The organism is Holdemanella porci (genome assembly GCF_009696075.1).
Taxonomy (GTDB): domain Bacteria; phylum Bacillota_I; class Bacilli_A; order Erysipelotrichales; family Erysipelotrichaceae; genus Holdemanella; species Holdemanella porci.
In genome coordinates this window covers 42784-61084 of the sequence record NZ_VUMR01000001.1, presented here as the reverse complement: position 1 = coordinate 61084, position 18301 = coordinate 42784, and the positions used below count along the sequence as shown (strand labels likewise).

19 protein-coding genes are annotated in these 18301 nt (G+C 33.6%); 16 read left to right on the top strand and 3 right to left on the bottom strand.

The features are described from left to right. The first annotated feature begins 5 nt into the window (after nucleotides 1-5). The 10 genes from FYJ55_RS00265 (at nucleotide 6) to FYJ55_RS00220 (ending at nucleotide 9362) form a co-directional block, all read left to right on the top strand. Complete coding sequence (locus FYJ55_RS00265) at nucleotides 6-1784, top strand: aminopeptidase P family protein (protein WP_154555133.1); 1779 nt, start codon at nucleotides 6-8, stop codon at nucleotides 1782-1784. After that, nucleotides 1754-2266 (top strand): CpXC domain-containing protein, encoded by a 513-nt coding sequence (locus tag FYJ55_RS00260; RefSeq protein WP_154555132.1) that lies wholly within the window; start codon nucleotides 1754-1756, stop codon nucleotides 2264-2266. Before FYJ55_RS00265 ends, FYJ55_RS00260 begins: the two co-directional genes overlap by 31 nt. A gap of 47 nt (nucleotides 2267-2313) precedes the next feature. After that, nucleotides 2314-3315, top strand: coding sequence for a UDP-glucose 4-epimerase GalE (gene galE, locus FYJ55_RS00255; RefSeq protein WP_154555131.1), 1002 nt, complete (start codon nucleotides 2314-2316; stop codon nucleotides 3313-3315). A 10-nt stretch (nucleotides 3316-3325) separates the two neighbouring features. Beyond that, on the top strand, nucleotides 3326-4384 hold the full coding sequence (gene trpS, locus FYJ55_RS00250) for a tryptophan--tRNA ligase (RefSeq protein ID WP_117571709.1): 1059 nt from the start codon (nucleotides 3326-3328) through the stop codon (nucleotides 4382-4384). An 11-nt stretch (nucleotides 4385-4395) separates the two neighbouring features. Further along, nucleotides 4396-4740, top strand: a complete 345-nt coding sequence (locus FYJ55_RS00245) for a cupin domain-containing protein (RefSeq protein WP_154555130.1) — start codon at nucleotides 4396-4398, stop codon at nucleotides 4738-4740. 247 nt (nucleotides 4741-4987) lie between these two features. Next, complete coding sequence (locus FYJ55_RS00240; protein ID WP_154555129.1) at nucleotides 4988-5221, top strand: hypothetical protein; 234 nt, start codon at nucleotides 4988-4990, stop codon at nucleotides 5219-5221. A gap of 256 nt (nucleotides 5222-5477) precedes the next feature. Continuing rightward, entirely contained in the window at nucleotides 5478-5738 is a 261-nt protein-coding gene (locus tag FYJ55_RS00235) for a type II toxin-antitoxin system RelB/DinJ family antitoxin (RefSeq protein ID WP_154555128.1), read from the top strand. 640 nt (nucleotides 5739-6378) lie between these two features. Next, a complete protein-coding gene (locus FYJ55_RS00230; protein ID WP_195836619.1) occupies nucleotides 6379-7359 on the top strand; it encodes a S66 family peptidase in 981 nt (326 codons plus the stop codon). A 354-nt stretch (nucleotides 7360-7713) separates the two neighbouring features. Beyond that, on the top strand, nucleotides 7714-8841 hold the full coding sequence (locus FYJ55_RS00225; RefSeq protein WP_154555126.1) for an AAA family ATPase: 1128 nt from the start codon (nucleotides 7714-7716) through the stop codon (nucleotides 8839-8841). Nucleotides 8842-8858: 17 nt separating this feature from the next. Next, a complete protein-coding gene (locus FYJ55_RS00220; protein WP_154555125.1) occupies nucleotides 8859-9362 on the top strand; it encodes a hypothetical protein in 504 nt (167 codons plus the stop codon). Nucleotides 9363-9647: 285 nt separating this feature from the next. Here the strand turns inward: FYJ55_RS00220 and FYJ55_RS00215 are convergent, their stop codons facing one another. The 3 genes from FYJ55_RS00215 to FYJ55_RS00205 form a co-directional block, all read right to left on the bottom strand. Beyond that, nucleotides 9648-10070: a type II toxin-antitoxin system HicB family antitoxin gene (locus FYJ55_RS00215; protein WP_154555124.1), complete on the bottom strand. Its 423-nt coding sequence runs from the start codon at nucleotides 10068-10070 to the stop codon at nucleotides 9648-9650. A 35-nt stretch (nucleotides 10071-10105) separates the two neighbouring features. After that, a complete protein-coding gene (locus tag FYJ55_RS00210; RefSeq protein ID WP_195836623.1) occupies nucleotides 10106-10213 on the bottom strand; it encodes a type II toxin-antitoxin system HicA family toxin in 108 nt (35 codons plus the stop codon). Between the two features lie 136 nt (nucleotides 10214-10349). Beyond that, a complete protein-coding gene (locus FYJ55_RS00205; RefSeq protein ID WP_154555123.1) occupies nucleotides 10350-13247 on the bottom strand; it encodes a glycoside hydrolase family 2 TIM barrel-domain containing protein in 2898 nt (965 codons plus the stop codon). A gap of 103 nt (nucleotides 13248-13350) precedes the next feature. Here FYJ55_RS00205 and FYJ55_RS00200 point away from each other — a divergent pair, with 103 nt between their 5' ends. The 6 genes from FYJ55_RS00200 to FYJ55_RS00175 all read left to right on the top strand — a co-directional run bounded on the left by FYJ55_RS00200 (nucleotide 13351) and on the right by FYJ55_RS00175 (nucleotide 18269). Next, on the top strand, nucleotides 13351-13488 hold the full coding sequence (locus tag FYJ55_RS00200) for a hypothetical protein (protein ID WP_154555122.1): 138 nt from the start codon (nucleotides 13351-13353) through the stop codon (nucleotides 13486-13488). Nucleotides 13489-13665: 177 nt separating this feature from the next. Continuing rightward, on the top strand, nucleotides 13666-14283 hold the full coding sequence (locus FYJ55_RS00195; RefSeq protein WP_154555121.1) for a sugar transferase: 618 nt from the start codon (nucleotides 13666-13668) through the stop codon (nucleotides 14281-14283). A gap of 52 nt (nucleotides 14284-14335) precedes the next feature. Then, a complete protein-coding gene (locus tag FYJ55_RS00190) occupies nucleotides 14336-15439 on the top strand; it encodes a glycosyltransferase (protein WP_154555120.1) in 1104 nt (367 codons plus the stop codon). Between the two features lie 18 nt (nucleotides 15440-15457). Further along, nucleotides 15458-16426 (top strand): glycosyltransferase, encoded by a 969-nt coding sequence (locus tag FYJ55_RS00185; protein WP_154555119.1) that lies wholly within the window; start codon nucleotides 15458-15460, stop codon nucleotides 16424-16426. Next, on the top strand, nucleotides 16423-17397 hold the full coding sequence (locus FYJ55_RS00180; RefSeq protein WP_154555118.1) for a glycosyltransferase: 975 nt from the start codon (nucleotides 16423-16425) through the stop codon (nucleotides 17395-17397). The genes FYJ55_RS00185 and FYJ55_RS00180 overlap by 4 nt, the downstream gene beginning before the upstream one ends. A 2-nt stretch (nucleotides 17398-17399) precedes the next feature. Next, nucleotides 17400-18269, top strand: a complete 870-nt coding sequence (locus tag FYJ55_RS00175; RefSeq protein WP_154555117.1) for a glycosyltransferase family 2 protein — start codon at nucleotides 17400-17402, stop codon at nucleotides 18267-18269. Nucleotides 18270-18301 lie beyond the last annotated feature (32 nt).

Here is an 18301-nt window from a genome sequence, read left to right as displayed (position 1 = left end):
AAAAAATGATTACTCAAAGAATTTCAAAATTGCGTGAGAAGATGATGGAGAATAATGTACAGGCATATATTATTCCTACGTCTGACTTTCATGAAACAGAATATGTTTGCGAATATTTCGCATGTCGTAAATATATGTCTGGATTCACTGGAAGTGCAGGTGTCTTAGTTGTATTACTGGATAAGGCTGCACTATGGACAGATGGTCGTTATTTTATTCAGGCGGCAAATCAATTGCAAGGTACAGGCATTGATTTAATGAGAATGGGTCAGCCTGGAGTTCCTGAACTAGATGCGTATATTGTTGAAAATCTAAAAGAAAACGATACCGTTGGATTTGATGGTCGTGTCATGAATACAAAGGATGCCTTGGCCTATAAATCTGTATTTGATTTGGCACACTTAAACATGAATGTAAATCTAGATTTAGTAAATGACGTATGGACAGATCGTCCTGAGCTTCCTAGTACACCAACTTTCCATTATTCGGAAAAGTTTGCGGGTGAATCTATGGAAAGTAAGCTTTCTCGTTTGCGTGCTTTCTTAAGGGAAAATAAAGTCGATTCCATTGTACTCACAAGTGTGGATCAGATTGCATGGCTTTATAATTTAAGAGCACATGACATTCCTAACTTTCCAGTTGCGCTTGCATATTCAATCGTATCTTTAGATTCGGCTTCTATTTATATGGATGCTTCTCGTTTGGATGAATTGAGTGAACAAGAATTTAGTAAGAACAATGTTACGGTTTGTGGCTATAATGATATGTATGAAGCTACAAAGGCATTGAATGGTTTAGTACTAGTGGATCCTTCGAGTGTAAACTATGCGATTGTTTCTAATTTAAAGGCTAAGCCAGTATTTAAGGAGAGTCCAATCATTTTATGGAAGGCTTTAAAGAATGAAACAGAATTAAAGTGTACAAAGTGGGCGCACATTAAAGATGGTGTTGCCGTTACTAAATTCATGTATTGGTTAAAGAAGAATGTGGGTAAGATAGAGATGAGCGAAATGAGCGTTCAGTCTAAATTACAAGTTCTTCGTAGCCAACAAGACAACTATTTAGAGGATAGTTTTGATACGATTTGTGCTTATAAAGAACATGCGGCTATGATGCACTATTCTTCAAAGCCAGAAACGAATGTTGAAATTACAAATTCAGGCATGCTTCTAATTGATAGTGGTGGACAATATCTAGAGGGAACTACAGATATTACGCGTACATTTGTGTTGGGTGATATTAGTGAAGAAGAGCGATATTGGTTTACTAAGGCATTAAGAGGACATATTCGTTTATCGGATGCACACTTCTTATTTGGATGTTCAGGAATCAACTTAGATATTCTAGCTCGTGGACCACTATGGGATCAGGATGTGGATTATCAATGTGGTACAGGACATGGTGTAGGTCACTTATTGAATGTACATGAATCACCAAATGGCTTTAGATGGAGAGTCTTACCTCATCGTAATGAAATGTGTGTATTAGATGAGGGTATGATTACTTCAAATGAGCCGGGTGTCTATTGTGAAGGTAAGTTTGGTATTCGTCATGAAAATGAAATGGTTGTCGTAAAAGGCAATGTGAATAACTATGGTCAGTTCATGCATTTTGAACCAATTACGTTTGTACCTTTTGACTTGGATGGTTTGGATGTTTCTTTATTGACAAATGAAGAAAAGGCTTGGTTAAACAACTATCATAAAGAGGTATTGGAAAAGATCAGTCCTTATTTAACGAGTGATGAAGCTGAGTGGTTAAAATCGGCTTGTCGATCTATTTGATGAAAGAAAGAATGATACCCATCACATGTCCACATTGTGGGCATGTTTTTGAGATAAAAAGAGATACGGTTGTGATTGCACAAATGGATAGTGTCGCTAGAATTCGCTTGAATGATGGTTCGTATTTTATACATCAATGTCAAAAGTGTAAGTCGATGTTTTATTTGTACTATCCATTCCTATATCGGGATCCGAAAAAGAAGTTTAATCTTGTTTTGACACAACAAAAGAATATAGATAATTTGTGTGAAGATGAGAGGGTTGTACTTTGTCATAGTGTTTCACAGTTTCTTTTGGCTTTTAAGATCTATGATCAGTGTTTAAATCCTAAACTTGTACTGGTTAAAAAGAAGCAGTTGGAAAAGAAATTGGGTCGTAGTATCAAATTTGATTATTATGACAAGAAGAATGGTTGTCTTTGGTTTGAGGATAAGGCTGTATCTTTAACCAAAGAGGAATGTAAAGAGATTCTTATTTTGTAGTATGGTCAAAATAGGTTATAATGTTGGATAGAAATGAGGTTTTACGTATGAATATTTTAATTGCCGGTGGTACTGGATATATTGGTAGTCATATTTGTGTTGAATTATTAGAAAGTGGTCATGATGTTGTCGTGATTGATGATTTCTCAAATTCAAAACCAGATGTGTTGGAATCGATTTATAAAATTACAGGAAAACATGTTAAGTTTTATGAATTCAATGTGTTAGATGAAGAAAAAACAGAGTCTGTATTTAAGGAAAATAAATTGGATGCGGTGATTCATTGTTGTGCATTTAAAGCAGTTGGTGAAAGTGTTCAAAAACCAATTGAGTATTATACAAATAACTTGATGACTACTTTAGTAGTTGCCAAAATGATGAAAAAGTATCATGTTCCAAGTATTGTGTTTAGTTCAAGTGCGACTGTATATGGAGATCCTGAAGTGGTTCCTTTAACAGAAGACTGTAAGCTTGGTGTTACAACCAATCCTTATGGAGCTACAAAGGCGATGATGGAAAGAATCTTAACAGATGTGCAGTTTGCCAACCCAGAAATGAGTGTAACTTTACTTCGTTATTTCAATCCTATTGGAGCGCATGAGTCGGGTTTGATTGGTGAAAATCCAAAGGGAATTCCAAATAACTTGATGCCATATATTATGAAAGTGGCAACGGGTGAACTTCCAGAACTTGGTGTATTTGGAGATGATTATGATACACCGGATGGAACGGGTGTTCGTGACTATATTCATGTGGTTGACTTGGCTAAAGGTCATGTATTAGCAATTGAAAAGTACAATACGCCGGGTGTGCATATTTGTAACTTGGGAACAGGAAAAGGATATAGTGTATTGGATATTGTGCATGCCTTTGAAAGAGTGAATGGAATCAAGATTCCTTATGTGATCAAACCAAGACGTCCAGGTGATATTGCGACTTGCTACGCAGATCCGACTCGTGCTAAGGAACAGCTTGGCTGGGTGGCTGAAAAGAATCTAGATGACATGTGTAGAGACACATGGAATTTTGCGAAGAAACAATTATTATAGTGAGGTATTTATGGCTAAGATTATTTTAACGGGGGATCGTCCGACGGGTAAATTGCATATTGGACATTATGTGGGTTCCTTAAGAAATCGTGTTCTTTTACAGAATTCTGGAGAATATGATGAAATTTATATTATGATTGCGGATGCACAGGCATTGACAGATAATTTTGATAATCCGGATAAGGTGCGTGAAAACATTTTAGAGGTGGCTTTGGATTATTTGGCTTGTGGTATTGATCCGAGTAAGACAACAATTTTTATTCAGTCTGAAATCAGTCAATTGACAGAATTGACATTCTATTATATGAACTTAGTTTCTGTAAGTCGTCTTCAAAGAAATCCAACTGTGAAGGCTGAAATTAAGATGCGTGGATTTGATGCGAGCATTCCGGTTGGCTTCCAGTGTTATCCAATTTCACAGGCTGCCGACATTACGGCATTTAAGGCAACTACGGTTCCTGCTGGTGAAGATCAGATGCCTATGATTGAACAGACGCAGGAGATCGTTCACAAATTCAATTCGATTTATGGGGAAACTTTGGTAGAACCTAAAATCTTATTACCACAAAACTGTGCTTGTTTAAGACTTCCGGGTACAGATGGTAAGGCAAAGATGTCTAAGTCTTTAGGTAACTGTATTTATTTGTCGGATGATGAAGAGACAATCAAGAAGAAAGTTATGAGTATGTATACAGATCCTGATCATATTAAGGTGAGTGATCCTGGTAAGATTGAGGGAAACTGTGTATTTACATATTTGGATGCGTTCTGTAAGCCAGAGCATTTCGAAAAGTATTTGCCGGAATATGAAAATTTGGATGCATTAAAAGCACACTATCAGCGTGGTGGTTTAGGAGATGTGAAGGTGAAACGTTTCTTAAATAGTGTTATGCAAGAAGAGTTGGCTCCAATTCGTGAAAGAAGATTGGAATGGCAGGCTAAACTTCCTGAAGTTGTTAAGATTCTAGAAGAGGGTACGAAAAAGGCGTATGCGACAGCGGAAAAGACTTTGGATGAAGTGAAGTCAAGTATGAAGATCAATTATTTCAAAGATAATTCTTTGATCTAGGGGTATAGAAAATGGTAGTTGTAGATAAAGAAAATTTTATGGGTGGTACTGGTATTGCACATTTTGAACATATCATGAGTACTCAAGAGATGCATGGTATGAATCGTGTGTATGCCAAGGTCACTTTAAAGAAGGGTTGTAGTGTTGGTTATCATGTGCATAATGGAGATGGCGAAGATTATTTCGTTCTTTCTGGAGTGGCAACACTGGATGATAATCATGAGCGAACTTTATATTTAAAGCCAGGGGAACATTATTTTACGCCAAGTGGCAAGGGTCATAGTATTTTGAATGAACAAGATGAGGATCTTGTCTTCATGGCTTTGATTATTTATGATTCTCAACAAAAAATATAAACAGATTGCTAATTTGTGCAAACATGATAAACAAAATTGATATATAATACTATTGGTTTTGTGAAAGCGATTTCGCACATAGAACTATTTCTCTCTATAATATTTCTGTGAGAAATAATCCGTCAATTTATTCTCTTAAATCGCGACTTAATAGAGGATGCATAAAGAGTAGGAATGCGCGCCTACTCTTTTTTGTTGGTTAAACTTTGTGTATTATAGATATAGGAACGTCTGAAGTGGGTAAAAGATGCGTCTTCCACACCGTTGTGGCCTAGGTAAGCGTTATTTATTTTTGAAAGGTAGGGTATGTTGTATGGCAATCAAGAGTTTTACAGATACATTTAAAATTAAAGGTTCTGATATAGATCGATTTTGTCGTATTATGTCGGATACAAAGAAAATCAAAATTCAAACAACAAATGATCATCATGATCTAAAAGATGTTGAAGAATTCAAAAAAATGTTTGGATTCAGTAAATGAAGTACGTAACTGTTCTTTGAAATGAATTGATTCTAAACTTACTAGAAATAAAAAAAGTTTCTTTGGAACGACCTATGCATTTGGAAAAACGATTAATACACAGTTAAGTGGACAATTATCAAAGAATTAAGTGATTCCATAAAGAGTGCAGAAATATCTTATGGGTTAAGAAAAGCAAAAGGGTAGTGTAGTATTACTTTTGCCTTAATTGCATAGCATAATTTAATGAAAATTTAAATGTAAAGGAGCTAATATTATGGATAATACAACAAGTTTCAATATTTGTGTAGATAGTGATATTTTAAAACAATGTGAAGCCATGTATGGTGAATTAGGTGTTGATTTGAATACTGCGATCAATGTGTTTCTTAATAAGTCTCTTTGTGTAGGTGGTTTTCCTTTTGATGTAAACAAGGAAACAATGGCAGCTATGTTGGAGGCTGAACGTATTGTGTGTGATCCTTTGGTAAAACGATACTCTGACGTAGAGGAAGCGTTAAGAGTATTGAAAGAGTGAGTATACATTGAAAACAAATATATTTAAGAAAATGAAGAAACGCTAGCTTGAGACTGCCGAAATGGAATAAAAAAAGAGTAAAAGCTCTAAATTTGATTGTTGTGAGTCTGAACATCTTACCGAGTCCTCATTGTTTTTAGCCTGGGTCCAGGCTGACGTTTCCAATCACTTTCCGTTTGGTTTTGGTAGGGTACACCGTTTTTGGTATTTCTACCATCAATCGGATTTTACACAATATATTTTATTAAGGCTAAGGCTATCCTCTTGTATTGACATCCATATAAATGAGTATGGATACAATAAGCTTTAGTGTTCGTGTAGATAGTAATATTAAGAAACAAAGTGAAGCGAGTATGGTAATTTGAATATCGCAATTCATGTTAATGGTTTTCTTATTGATGTTCGTTTAGAAAATCTATGTTCGAAGCAGTATTTAGTATTGAAAGATGTTAGTTTATGACTGATTTTAATACAAATTCACTAAAAAGTACAAAGACAAATGGTTGTATAGGGATTATAATAAAAGTGTATTAAGTGCTAATACATAAAACTTCCTTTCTATTTTAAACTATTGGAAATGCGGCAGGACTTTGTGTCTTGTCGTTTTTCCTTTATAATGGGTGTGGAGGTTTTTTTGTGTATGAAATATCCTAAATTTTTAAATGAGAAGTATAATACAATTGGTGTTTGTGCTATGTCGAGTGGTGTAGGGCATAAGCTAGATAGTTTTGATGCGTCTATAGAGTATATTGAATCCAATGGGTATCATATTGTTGAAACTGCTAGTGTTCGTAATAATAGTGAACCAAGTATTGATGCCAAAACTCGTGTTGATGAATTGAATTTGTTGGTGAATGATTCTAGTGTTGGAGCTATATGGTTGGCGGCTGGTGGTGACTTTCAGTTTGAGACGTTGCCGTATATGGATTTTGATTGGATTGAAAAGAATCCCAAGTGGTACTTGGGGGCGAGTGATCCTACAAATTTATTGTTTCCCATAACTTGTAAGTGTGATTTGGCTACGGTGTATGGTTTTAATGCGGGTAGTTTTGATGAATATAGTATTAATGAATATTCGAGTTTGTGTCTTGATTTTTTAAAGGGAAAGAATAGTGAATTGCATTCAAGTTCTATGCATCAGGATGTTGATTTTTATAATGATGGTGCTCCAATACTTAACACAAAGACAGAGTATGTGGGTGATTGTAGTGTATCGGGTAGATTACTTGGTGGTTGTTTTGAGAGTATAAATGATATGGCGGGCACGCCTTATGATTTTGTAAAAGAATTTAATGAACGTTATAAAGAAGATGGGATTATTTGGTTCTTTGATATTTTTTCAATGAATTCATGTGATGTGTATCGTGCTTTACTGAAGATGAAGTATATGGGGTATTTTAAATATACAAAGGCTATATTGGTAGGTCGTGTACTATTTAAGAATGTTTCGGATTTAATTGGGTATGAAGACGCTTTTAAAAAAGCACTACCTGATATTAATGTTGTATTTCAGGTGGATATTGGTCATACGTATCCGCATATGTATGTAGTAAATGGTGCCATGGCTAGAGTTGAAATCAAAGATGGTCATGGAACTATTAACTATGAAATTAAAGAGTGATTGAATATACGGAATACCAGGATGAAGTGCAATCATTATTCTTGTTAGTGAATTGGGTGTCTAAAGAATATCCAAAGTATTAGGGTTGGGTAATACAGGTCATTTGATTGAATTTGCTAAAGAGAAGTATGAGGCTTATTTATATATTGAGGGTGCTGGTAGTATTATCATTTGCAATCCGGATAAAGGGAATAGTTTAAAGCCTCATATCTATAGAAGGTATGGGGCATTTTGATATCTAAAAATCAAACGAACTATACTTTTCTTTTCTGGTTGAGAAAAATGCAATATAAGTATATACTGATATTAGTTCTAATAAGTAGAAGTAATACAAAAAAAGAGAGGTTGAGAAATATGATCGTTATGGATTTAAAATTGGATAATTTATGTGCATTTAGAAATTTTCATGTGAATTTTTCGTATCCAAAAAAAATTGTGAATTCATATATTGAACATGAACATTTGGATGGGTTACCAAATTTTCGCTATAAGAAAGTGAATATTATTATGGGTTCAAATGCGACAGGAAAGACGTCTTTAGGTCGTCTGATTCTTTCTATATTTATTTTGATTGGAAAAAGAAATGTAGAAATTATTACGTCATATATTGCGGATAAAGATAAAAAAGCTTCTTTTTCAATGGATTTTGTGAATATGGATCATGATATTTATAAGTTATACAGAATTAATGCAGAGTTTGATCCTAGTGAAAATCATGATTATTCTTCTGAGAATATTAAAATTCGAATTGAGTCGACTGATATTAAGCAAAGAGAAAATTATGAGACTTGTGCAAAAAGACTAGATTCAATAATGACAGGTTTTACAGATACGAATTACATTATGGAATTAGAAAAATTGAAGAATTTATCATGGCTATTTTCGTTTCCGTTTGATGCGTTCTTTAAAACTAGATATCGCATTGAAGAGAATGAAGAATATTTGAGAGTGTTGAATCATACTTTAAAAGTATTAGATCCTGCAATTAAGGGAATTATAAAATTAAATGAACTTGAAGATACTTATGCGATTCAGATGGGAAAGGAAGAGATTCTTATAAAAGATGGTAAGATATTAAATCCGTCTATGTTGTCTAGTGGTACAAAATCTGGTCTTGATATTGCGGGAATTGTAGCTTCTATTAAATCGGATAAACATAGTTTTTATTATTGTGATGAAAAATTTTCGTATGTACATTCAGATATCGAAAAAGGCTTTTTATCATTAATGATTTCTTTGTTGAAACCCAATAGTCAGTTGTTTTTTACAACACATAATTTAGATATATTGGATCTGCCTCTTCCTAAGCATAGTTTTAACTTCTTAAAGAAAGAAATATTTGAAGATGATCAAGTCATTAAGGTAATAAATGCGGCCGATTATCTAAAGAAGAGTACGGATTCATTGAGAAATGCAGTTGATAATGACTTGTTTTCGGTTTCACCAAATTTAGATTTATTATATGAAATTGAAGATTTGTAAGATTAGGAGCCATTGCCATGTCTAAAAATATTTATCATTTCTTTGTTGAAGGTGAAGGGGAACGTGCCATTATTAATACATTAAAAACAGATTTTCAATGTATTCAAGCTGGAAAAGTGGATGTATTTAATGTTATTCAGAATAAATTGAACAAAAATATTTTAATGAAATTAAAACCTGGAACGATTGTTATCTTGGTGTTTGATACAGATAAAGATGAAACGGATATATTAGACTACAATCTTCATTTCTTAAAAAAACAGTCTAATGTGAAAAAGGTGATTATTATTCCTGAAGTGAAAAATCTAGAGGATGAGTTAGTGCGTAGTTGTAATATTGCAAATGTAAAGGAGCTCATGAAGAGTAAATCGAATAGTGAGTATAAGAGTGATTTAGCAAAATGTAAGAATCTTAAACAAGTTTTAATAAACCATCATTTTGATATTAACTCCTTTTGGAATCAAAATCCAAAAGGAGCATTTACGAAGTATAAGAATGATAGTAATTTGATTAAGAAATAAAAGGGAAAACATTTGCGTAATTTCCAAAAAATGAAAAAAATCAAGATTTGAATTGTTTTTGTAAGTTCTCTTTGGTTGAATCAGAAAATGAGCTGTAGTTTGTAACTACAGCTCAATCTGTTTAATAAAGCAACTTTTGTATTCAAATTCGAGTTCTTTTGCGACCTTATCGTGGTCTACTGTTTTTGAGGGTGTGATAGTATCATTGTTTGTACTCCAAGTAAAAAGGAATAGTTTAATAGAAGGTATGAGGGTTGATCGTATAATGTGTTAGATATTTATAATTCACAACGAATGCAATTTGGCAATCAATGCTTCTTGAAGAACTTGCGAGAAATTGATTTTCTTGCTCATAGCTTCATTGTTTAACCATTCGGGTATGGTTAATGTTTTTTTGATAGCTTTATTGAAATGTGTTTTTGCATATTCTTCAACATCAACAGATACAAGGGTGACAAAAGATTGTTTAAATTCGAATTCAAGTTCAGATGCGATTTGTGTTGGATCAATTTCTTCTAACTTTGAAGGAATTGGAATATCTTCATTGTCTAGTTTTGCGCTGAACAATGCACCGGCTAGACAATCTACGGCCATTTCCATTGCGTCTTGTAGTGAATCTCCACATGTGGAAAGGTAATTGAAGTCTGGAAAAATGACAGAGTAATGATTTTCTTCTTTAAAGAAACAAGCTGGATAAATTGACAACATGTTGTTTACCTCCTTTTTAAAATATTCAAGCAGAGTTATTTAAGCCCTGCTTGTTTTAGAATGGATTGTTCAGTTGACTTTGATAATGGTATAGTCACTTTACCTTTTTTCGTTGGGTGTTTGTATTGCCTGTGGGAACCCATCCATCCGTAAGGATAAGTCGCTCCATATCCTTTGACGTCATTGGCATATGTGTCCTCTTTGCACAATTATCATATCAAAATATACGTGCATACACAATACGTATTATAGTGAAACGTATAAACAAAAAGAAGGAGGTTAATCCTTCTTTGAAATATAGAGTGTACATGTAAAGTCTAGGTTTTTAGATTGGTCAATTAAGTATTGTGGTTGTACTTTTGCGCCCCAGCTGTTGATTCCGCCTACGCCCATTTGTTGTTTTGTGATTCTTAGATGGGTTGTATTGGTTTGTGGAAGTTCAAATGTGTGGTTAGCATTATATAGGTGCATAAAGGAATACTTGCTTGCCATGCATTCCATTTTTTCAGACTTGATGTTTACTTGAATGGTGTCGTTGGATAGGCTGCACCATTTGCAGTCTGTGTGGTTGCCGTGTTCTTGTGGCTTTAAGTATGGAATGTAGTTTGTGTCTACGTTTTCAAAGTAGAAATCGGTTAAGGCATGGTCTCGATCTATATATGTGTCTTTTTCGCCTTTTCCAAAGTAAGCGAAGTTTTTGAACTCTTCTTTTAGAGCAAACTCGATTCCAAAGAGTGGTAGTGTTTGTCTTTGTGAGTTTTTGTCTAGGTGCAACTGGATTTGAATACTTTGATTGTTGTAGACTGTATAGACGAGTTTACATTCTTCTTCAATAGATTCAAGTTGTATTGTATAGATTATTTGTGCGCATTTGGAGTTTCGTATCATTTTAAAGTCAACTACATTTTGAAATAGGCTTGCATTTAGCCAGTTGGCATAGGTTTGTTTGGCACCACGATCATTGTCGGTTAAGGCTCTGTAGAAGATGGGTTTTGGTGCTTGTTGAAGTATTTCTTCATCATTTACTTGAATGGATACTAAACCTTTTCGTTTATCGAATAAGTATTCGGTATCGATAAATTGAATGCCGATTGTTTCTTTGCCTTCTACTACGAGCATGGCTTGTTCTTTGGGTGGGTCTTGTTTGACTTCAAAGACTTGTTGGTCAAAGGATTGAATGCCTAATGGTGTTTTGTAGTAGATGGTTTTTGTGTAATAGCCTGGGGTATTGATTTGTTTAAATTGTACGGGCATTGTTTTTGTAGTGCCTGGTTCTACGCTTGTTTTAAAGATGCCGGATTGTATAACGAGTCCATTTTGTTTCAATTCAAAGATAAAGGTATCTTTGCTTAGGTCGTAGAATAGGTTTTTATTTTTAATGGTTACCGAATCGAAATGGATTTCCATATCGACATAGCGGTAGAGTTGTTTTAGTTCTTGGCTTTTACCGGTTTCTTCTCGATTTGGCAATAGGATGCCATCTCCACAAAAGTTAGAGTCATTAGGGTAGTCGTCAAAGTCTTGTCCATAATAGTATTGTCCGTCTTTTAAAATGGCTTGGTCTACATAGTCCCATACAAAGCCGCCTTGGTATTGTTCGTATTCGTCTTCTAGATTGGTATATTCTTCCATGCCTCCAAGACTATTTCCCATGGCGTGCATATATTCACATAGCATAAATGGTTTCATTGGATGGCTTTCTAGATAGGCTTTCACATTTTCTGGAGATGTATACATTCTAGATTCAATGTCGGATGCATTTTCGAATGTACGATCTTGTGTGATGCCTTCATAGTGAACAAGTCTTGATGGGTCTTGTTCTTTGAAGTAGTCGTGTAGGAGCATGAAGTTGGATCCGCTGCCAGATTCATTTCCAAGTGACCACATTAAGATGCAGGCATGGTTTTTGTCTCTTTCATACATGCTTCTAGCTCTATCTAATAAACAATCTGTCCATTCGGTTTTGTTTTGTGGAAGGATATCATTGGCTCCGTGGGTTTCTAGATTCATTTCGTCAATGACGTAGATTCCGTATTGGTCACATAGTTTATACCAATAGCTGTTGTTTGGATAGTGAGATGTTCGTATGGCGTTGATGTTTAGTGATTTTAAGATATGAATGTCTTCTTCCATTTTTTCTTGAGATAAACATCTTCCTGTTTTTGGATCCCATTCATGGCGGTTGATGCCGTGAAATACAATTCGTTTTCCATTGAGTTTCATAATGCCGTATTCGAGCGTGAATTTTCGAAATCCAACTTGTTCTTGAATGGTTTCTATGATTTCGTTGTTTGTATCGTATAAAACGAGTTCTAATTGATACAGATTCGGAAATTCACTGCTCCATAGGCATGTGTTTTCTACTGGGATTTCAAATGAATCTTGCATATTGCCATTCCATACGATGTTTCCTTGTGGATCATATAGTTTGGCTTGTAGTGTATGGGATTCATTGCTGCTCATTTTACAAACACAACTAAGAACACTTTTGTGTGTGTCTAGATCAATGTTTGTATCGATTTTTAAGTCTTGTATATGAAGATTTGGTTGTTTATAGATCATGACATCTCTAAATATGCCTGTAAAGCGCCACATGTCTTGGTCTTCTAGCCATGTGCCTGTGCATTTTTGAAAGATGCGTACGCAGAGTATGTTATCTTTTTCTTGTATGTATTTTGTGATGTCAAAGCGGCTTGGAGTAAAGGAATCTTCTGCATATCCGATAAATTTACCATTTAGCCATACGTAGATATTGGATTCTACGCCTTCAAAGGATAGAATGAGTTTATTTCCGATAAAGTCTTGTGGACAATCAAATGTTTTACGGTATTGATAGACTTTGTTTTTGTCCATATCAATTTGTCCGGGTTTTACCACGTCATGCCCATCCCAAGGGTAGGTAACGTCTGTATAGTGTGGGTTATCGAATCCTTGGAGCTGGATGTGTCCGGGTACTTGGATGTCGTTCCAGTTGGAGTCATTAAATTCTGTATTATAGAAGAATTTAAAGCATGAATCATAATTTTTTGAAAGGTTGAATTTCCATGTTCCATTTAGTGAGAATGAGCTTGGTTTTTTGTCCTTTCCAATTGTATATATGTGGTCGCTGTAAGTTTGTAGTCTGTTTACTTGAAAGACACGTGGGTCTTTGATCCAGTTTAAGTCTGGTGTTCGCATTGTATCACTCCTTGTGTTATTGGTAACTTAAATTATATCAAAGGCAAGTATTGAAAGGAAGGTAAAAATCAATTAAAATAGTTGTTAAATTGGAGGTTGAAAGATGTCAGACATTCTTGGTTTTGTGGTTTCAATAGCCTTAATTTATTTTGGGATCAAAGTCGCATTTAAGTTCATTAAGTGGATTGGGATTTTGTTGGTTGCAGTTTTTGTGTTTAAGATGGTAGCACTACTTATATAAGGGAACATGAAGTTCTCTTTTTTTTGACATTATCACATAATTTTAATATATCCCTTATATAAAGATGATATTAAAAGAGTTTAATTTAACTTTCTTAACTTTTTTTGTTTCAGGCTTTTTATTATGGTATACTTTTCTACGTAGAGAAAATCTCTACAAAAATAGGAGAGTGTTTTTATGTATTCGAAATATGGAAAGCGAACGATAGATTTTCTTTTGAGTTTGGCTGGAATCATAATCTTATCTCCACTATTGATTGTATTAATGGTTTTAATTAAGGTGACTTCTCCGGGACCTGTGTTTTTTAAGCAGAAGCGTGTGGGAATTCATAAGTCTTATTTTAATATTTTAAAGTTTAGAACAATGCGTATTGATACACCGAAAGATATGCCTACGCATTTATTGGAAAATCCAGATCAATATATTACGAGTATTGGTAAATTTTTGAGAAAGACGTCTTTGGATGAGCTTCCACAGTTGTTTAATATATTTAAAGGGGAAATGGCAATTGTGGGTCCAAGACCTGCTCTATGGAATCAATATGATTTAATTGAATTGAGAGATCATTATGGCGCCAATGATGTACTTCCTGGTCTTACTGGTTGGGCGCAGGTAAATGGTCGTGATGAGCTGGAAATAGATGTTAAGGCTAAGCTTGATGGAGAGTATTGTAAGAATTTAAGTTTTTCATTTGATGTGAAATGTTTTTTTATGACAATCTTTTCCGTGTTAAAACATGATGGGGTTGTCGAAGGTGGTACGGGAAGTATCCATAATAAAGATAATAATAACTAAGGGATAGTTATAAGGTCTTCGTTTATATCATATTTAGGTTGGGGAGTTATCTATGGTCGTAGCATTAGTATATGCGTTTGATACATGTTTGGATCGTATTCATTTATTGAAGAAATACTACACTTCTAAGGGGTTTGATGTTGTGAGTGTGACTTCAAATTTTTCGCATAGAAAAAAAGCGGTTTATCAAGCTGAAGCTGATGTTGTGATTCCTGTTCGAGAGTATCATAAGAATCTTTCTGCGGATAGAATCTTATCTCATATTGAGTTTTCTAAAAAGGCAAGAAAGGCTATGGAAGACATTCAACCAGATTTAATTCATTGTATTATTCCGTGTAATACGCTTGTAAAAGAAATGGCGAAATATAAAAAGAAACATCATAATGTTAAAGTGATGTATGACATTATTGATTTATGGCCAGAATCCATGCCGATTGATCGATATAAGGGATTATTACCTTTTAAAATATGGAAGAATAATCGTGATAAGTATTTATCAAGTGGAGATGTCGTTTTCTGTGAATGTGAATTGTTTAAGAAATATGTACATTGTGGAAATGTTCTATATTGGGCAATTGATAGAGAGTGTTTGCCAATGAATCCGTATTTAAGTGAAGATGAGTTGCAGTTCTGTTACTTGGGTTCTATAAATAATATTATAGACATTCCTAGAATCACTGCTTTTTTAAGGGAGTGCAGTGCTCATAAAAAGTGTACGTTGCATATTATTGGTGATGGTGAAAATAAAGAATATTTCATTCAAGAGGTATTATGTGTAGGAGTCAATGTAGTTGACCATAAGGAAGTATACGATTTTCAACGCAAACAAGAAGTGTTTGATCAGTGTAATTATGGCTTTAATGTCATGAAGTCCAGTGTAGTAGTTGGGTTGACTATGAAGTCACTAGACTATATGTGTGCGGGACTTCCTATCATAAATACAATTAAGGGGGACACAAAAGATTTTTGTGAAGAATGGGATATTGGTTTCAATTTGAAAAAGTCGAATATAAAAGAAGTGGCAGAAAGGATTTGTTCAGAAAGTATGGATGTGCAGCTTCAAAGAAGAAAGAATATTCAGAATTTGTATAATACATACTTTACGACAAAGAAATTTAATGCCACATTAGATGAGGCTTTAAATCGAATTTTTTAGAAAGCTAGGTGATTAAGAATGATTTCAGTCGCAATGACTACGTATAATGGTGAAAAATATATTTGCGAACAAATAGAATCCATTCTTAATCAATCTATGAAAGTGGATGAAATCATTGTTTGTGATGATGGATCGAGTGATTCAACTATAGAATTATTAAAAAAATACCCAGTTAAGGTAGTACAAAATGATATGAATCTAGGGTATCGTCTTAACTTTAAAAAAGCTATGGAATTATGTAGCGGGGATTATATTTTTTTGTGTGACCAAGATGATATTTGGTTACCTAATAAAGTGGAAGAAATGATGCGTATGATGAAAAGTCATTCGAATATGCATGTATTGTCTTCTTCTTTTATTTATATTGATGATAAGAATCAAGAAATACAAATGAAAGTGGATAAGAGTCGTTCCAATAATAATTTATATTGTCGTCCTGTTGAAAAAGATAGTTTATATCAAGTGGATTTCTTGGATTATCTTGCTATGAACTACTTTCAAGGCTGTTCTCTTCTATTGGATAAGTGGATCAAGGATTTAGTTTTAGAACATTACTCTACAGATATTGAACATGACTATTTAATTAATAGTATTGCGGCTAGTTATAGTAGTATGTACTTTTATAATAAGCCATTGTTTCAGTATCGTTTGCACGAAAACAATTCTATTGGCGCACAATATGATACGCAAACAAAAGAGGAGCATTTGCAACGAGCAAATACATTAAAGATTCGTACACAGAATGCTCATAATGCGTTAAATGTTTTAAATATAATTCGACTGGCAAATTCGGATTATTATCAAGAGAATCAAGAAGAGTTTAGTCATATGAGTGCTTTTTTTTATCAACATATTCAAGCATTAGAAAATAAGAAGTTTTTTAAGTTGTTGTGTCAAAATACAAGTCCTTATTATTCACTTATTAAAACAAAGAAGGCAAGAGTCATGGATTTATTGTATGTGCTGAAAGAAAAGGTGATTCGATGATTTCAGTTGCGATGGCTACGTTTAATGGGGAAACATATATTCAAGAACAAATGGATTCTATTTATACTCAAACATGCAAAGTGGATGAAATCATTATTGTAGATGATTGTTCTACTGATTCAACAGTTCGTGTTATAGAACAATATATTTTATCCCATAAAGATATAGATATTAAGTTATATAAGAATGAAGAAAATCTTGGGTATAAAAAGAATTTTAAAAAAGCAATTTCATTATGTCATGGAGATTATGTTTTCTTAAGTGATCAAGATGATATTTGGAAATTCAATAAAGTAGAAGATATGATTTCTATTATGGAAAAGAACTCGAATATTTCAGTCCTAGCTTCTTCTTTTGAATTTATAGATCAAAAGGGAGATGTTTTTACGGTTCCTTTAGATTCTCGAATGTCCAACAATAATCTTTTAATGAAAAAGGTTAAAACCAATGAAGTTGTACCCATCAGTTTTTATGAATTATCGATTCGCAATAGTTTTCAAGGTTGTGCCTTATGTTTAACTAAGAAATTATGTGCTCGTTTTCTAGAATGTTTTACAGAAGAGTTTGTACATGATTGGTTGATTGTATTATTGGCAAGTGAAACGAATTCCATGTATTTTTATAATGCACCCTTATTTCAATATAGGATACATGATAAAAATGCGATTGGATTAAAAGATGTTACGACATCAAACACAGTGACGGATGCTTTATATGCGCGTACTGCATTTTGTGAATCTGCTTTGCATGTGATACATGTGTTAAAGAGTGTAGATCATGATTTTGAGAAGAATGTTAAGGATTTTGATTGTTATTCTGATTTTTGTGAGAAACACATTCAATACTTGAAAAAAGGTAGTTTTTTCAGAGTGTTATTTCAAAATTTCAGTTCGTATTATAAAGTGATCAAAACACCAAGAGCACGTGTAATGGATTTGGTATTTTGTTTAAAACAAGGAATAAGAAGGTAGATATGAAGATTTCATTAGTTATAGTGGCATATAAAAATGGAAATATTTTGTTGGATTGTTTAAATTCAATTGAAAAGTACAATGATTTAAAGGATGATTTAGAAGTCATTGTAGTGGATAATAGTCCTGTCAATGAAAGAGTAGAGTCTTTCGTGAAGCAATCGAGTATACAAAATATTCAATATATACCTTCCGATAATAAAGGTTTTGGTGCTGGTAATAATGTGGGTGCCAAGGTTAGTCAGGGCGAGGTAATTGGTTTTGTAAATCCAGATATAGTGTTGATTGAACCAATTTTCAAACAAATTTATTCAGATTTTGAAAAGAATACAAATTTAGCGATTGAAGGTATTCGATTGTTGAAGAAGGATTTGAGTCCAGGGTACTCCTTTTATTTTGAGTACAATACAAAATTGTGGCGAAATTGGACAATTAAATTATGGAATAAATGGGGACGGTTTAATGAGAAGAACATGTTTATAACAGGGGCAAACTTATTTGTAAGAAAAGATATGTTTATGAATGTGGGCATGTTTGATGAGAATATATTTATGTATTTTGAAGAGTCTGATTTAACAAGTCGTATTAAAAGTATATATCCTCATGCAGAAGTGAAATTCAATAAAGGGCTAAAAATGATTCATTTAGAGGGCGGATGTACAGACGCATCGAAAGAGCGTATTAAAATGAGTTGGGATTCAATGATTTATTATGGGAAAAAGAATCATTTGAATTATAAGAAAAAGGTACGTTTTGAATATGGTTATTATAAATTTAAGAAATGTATTTTTAGTTTGATTAGTCAATCAAAGAAAAAGGAATATACAGAATTGCTTGAATTTTTAAAACAAAACTATCCAGAATATTTATAGAATTTATGGATTGTGGTAGAATACGGTATGTT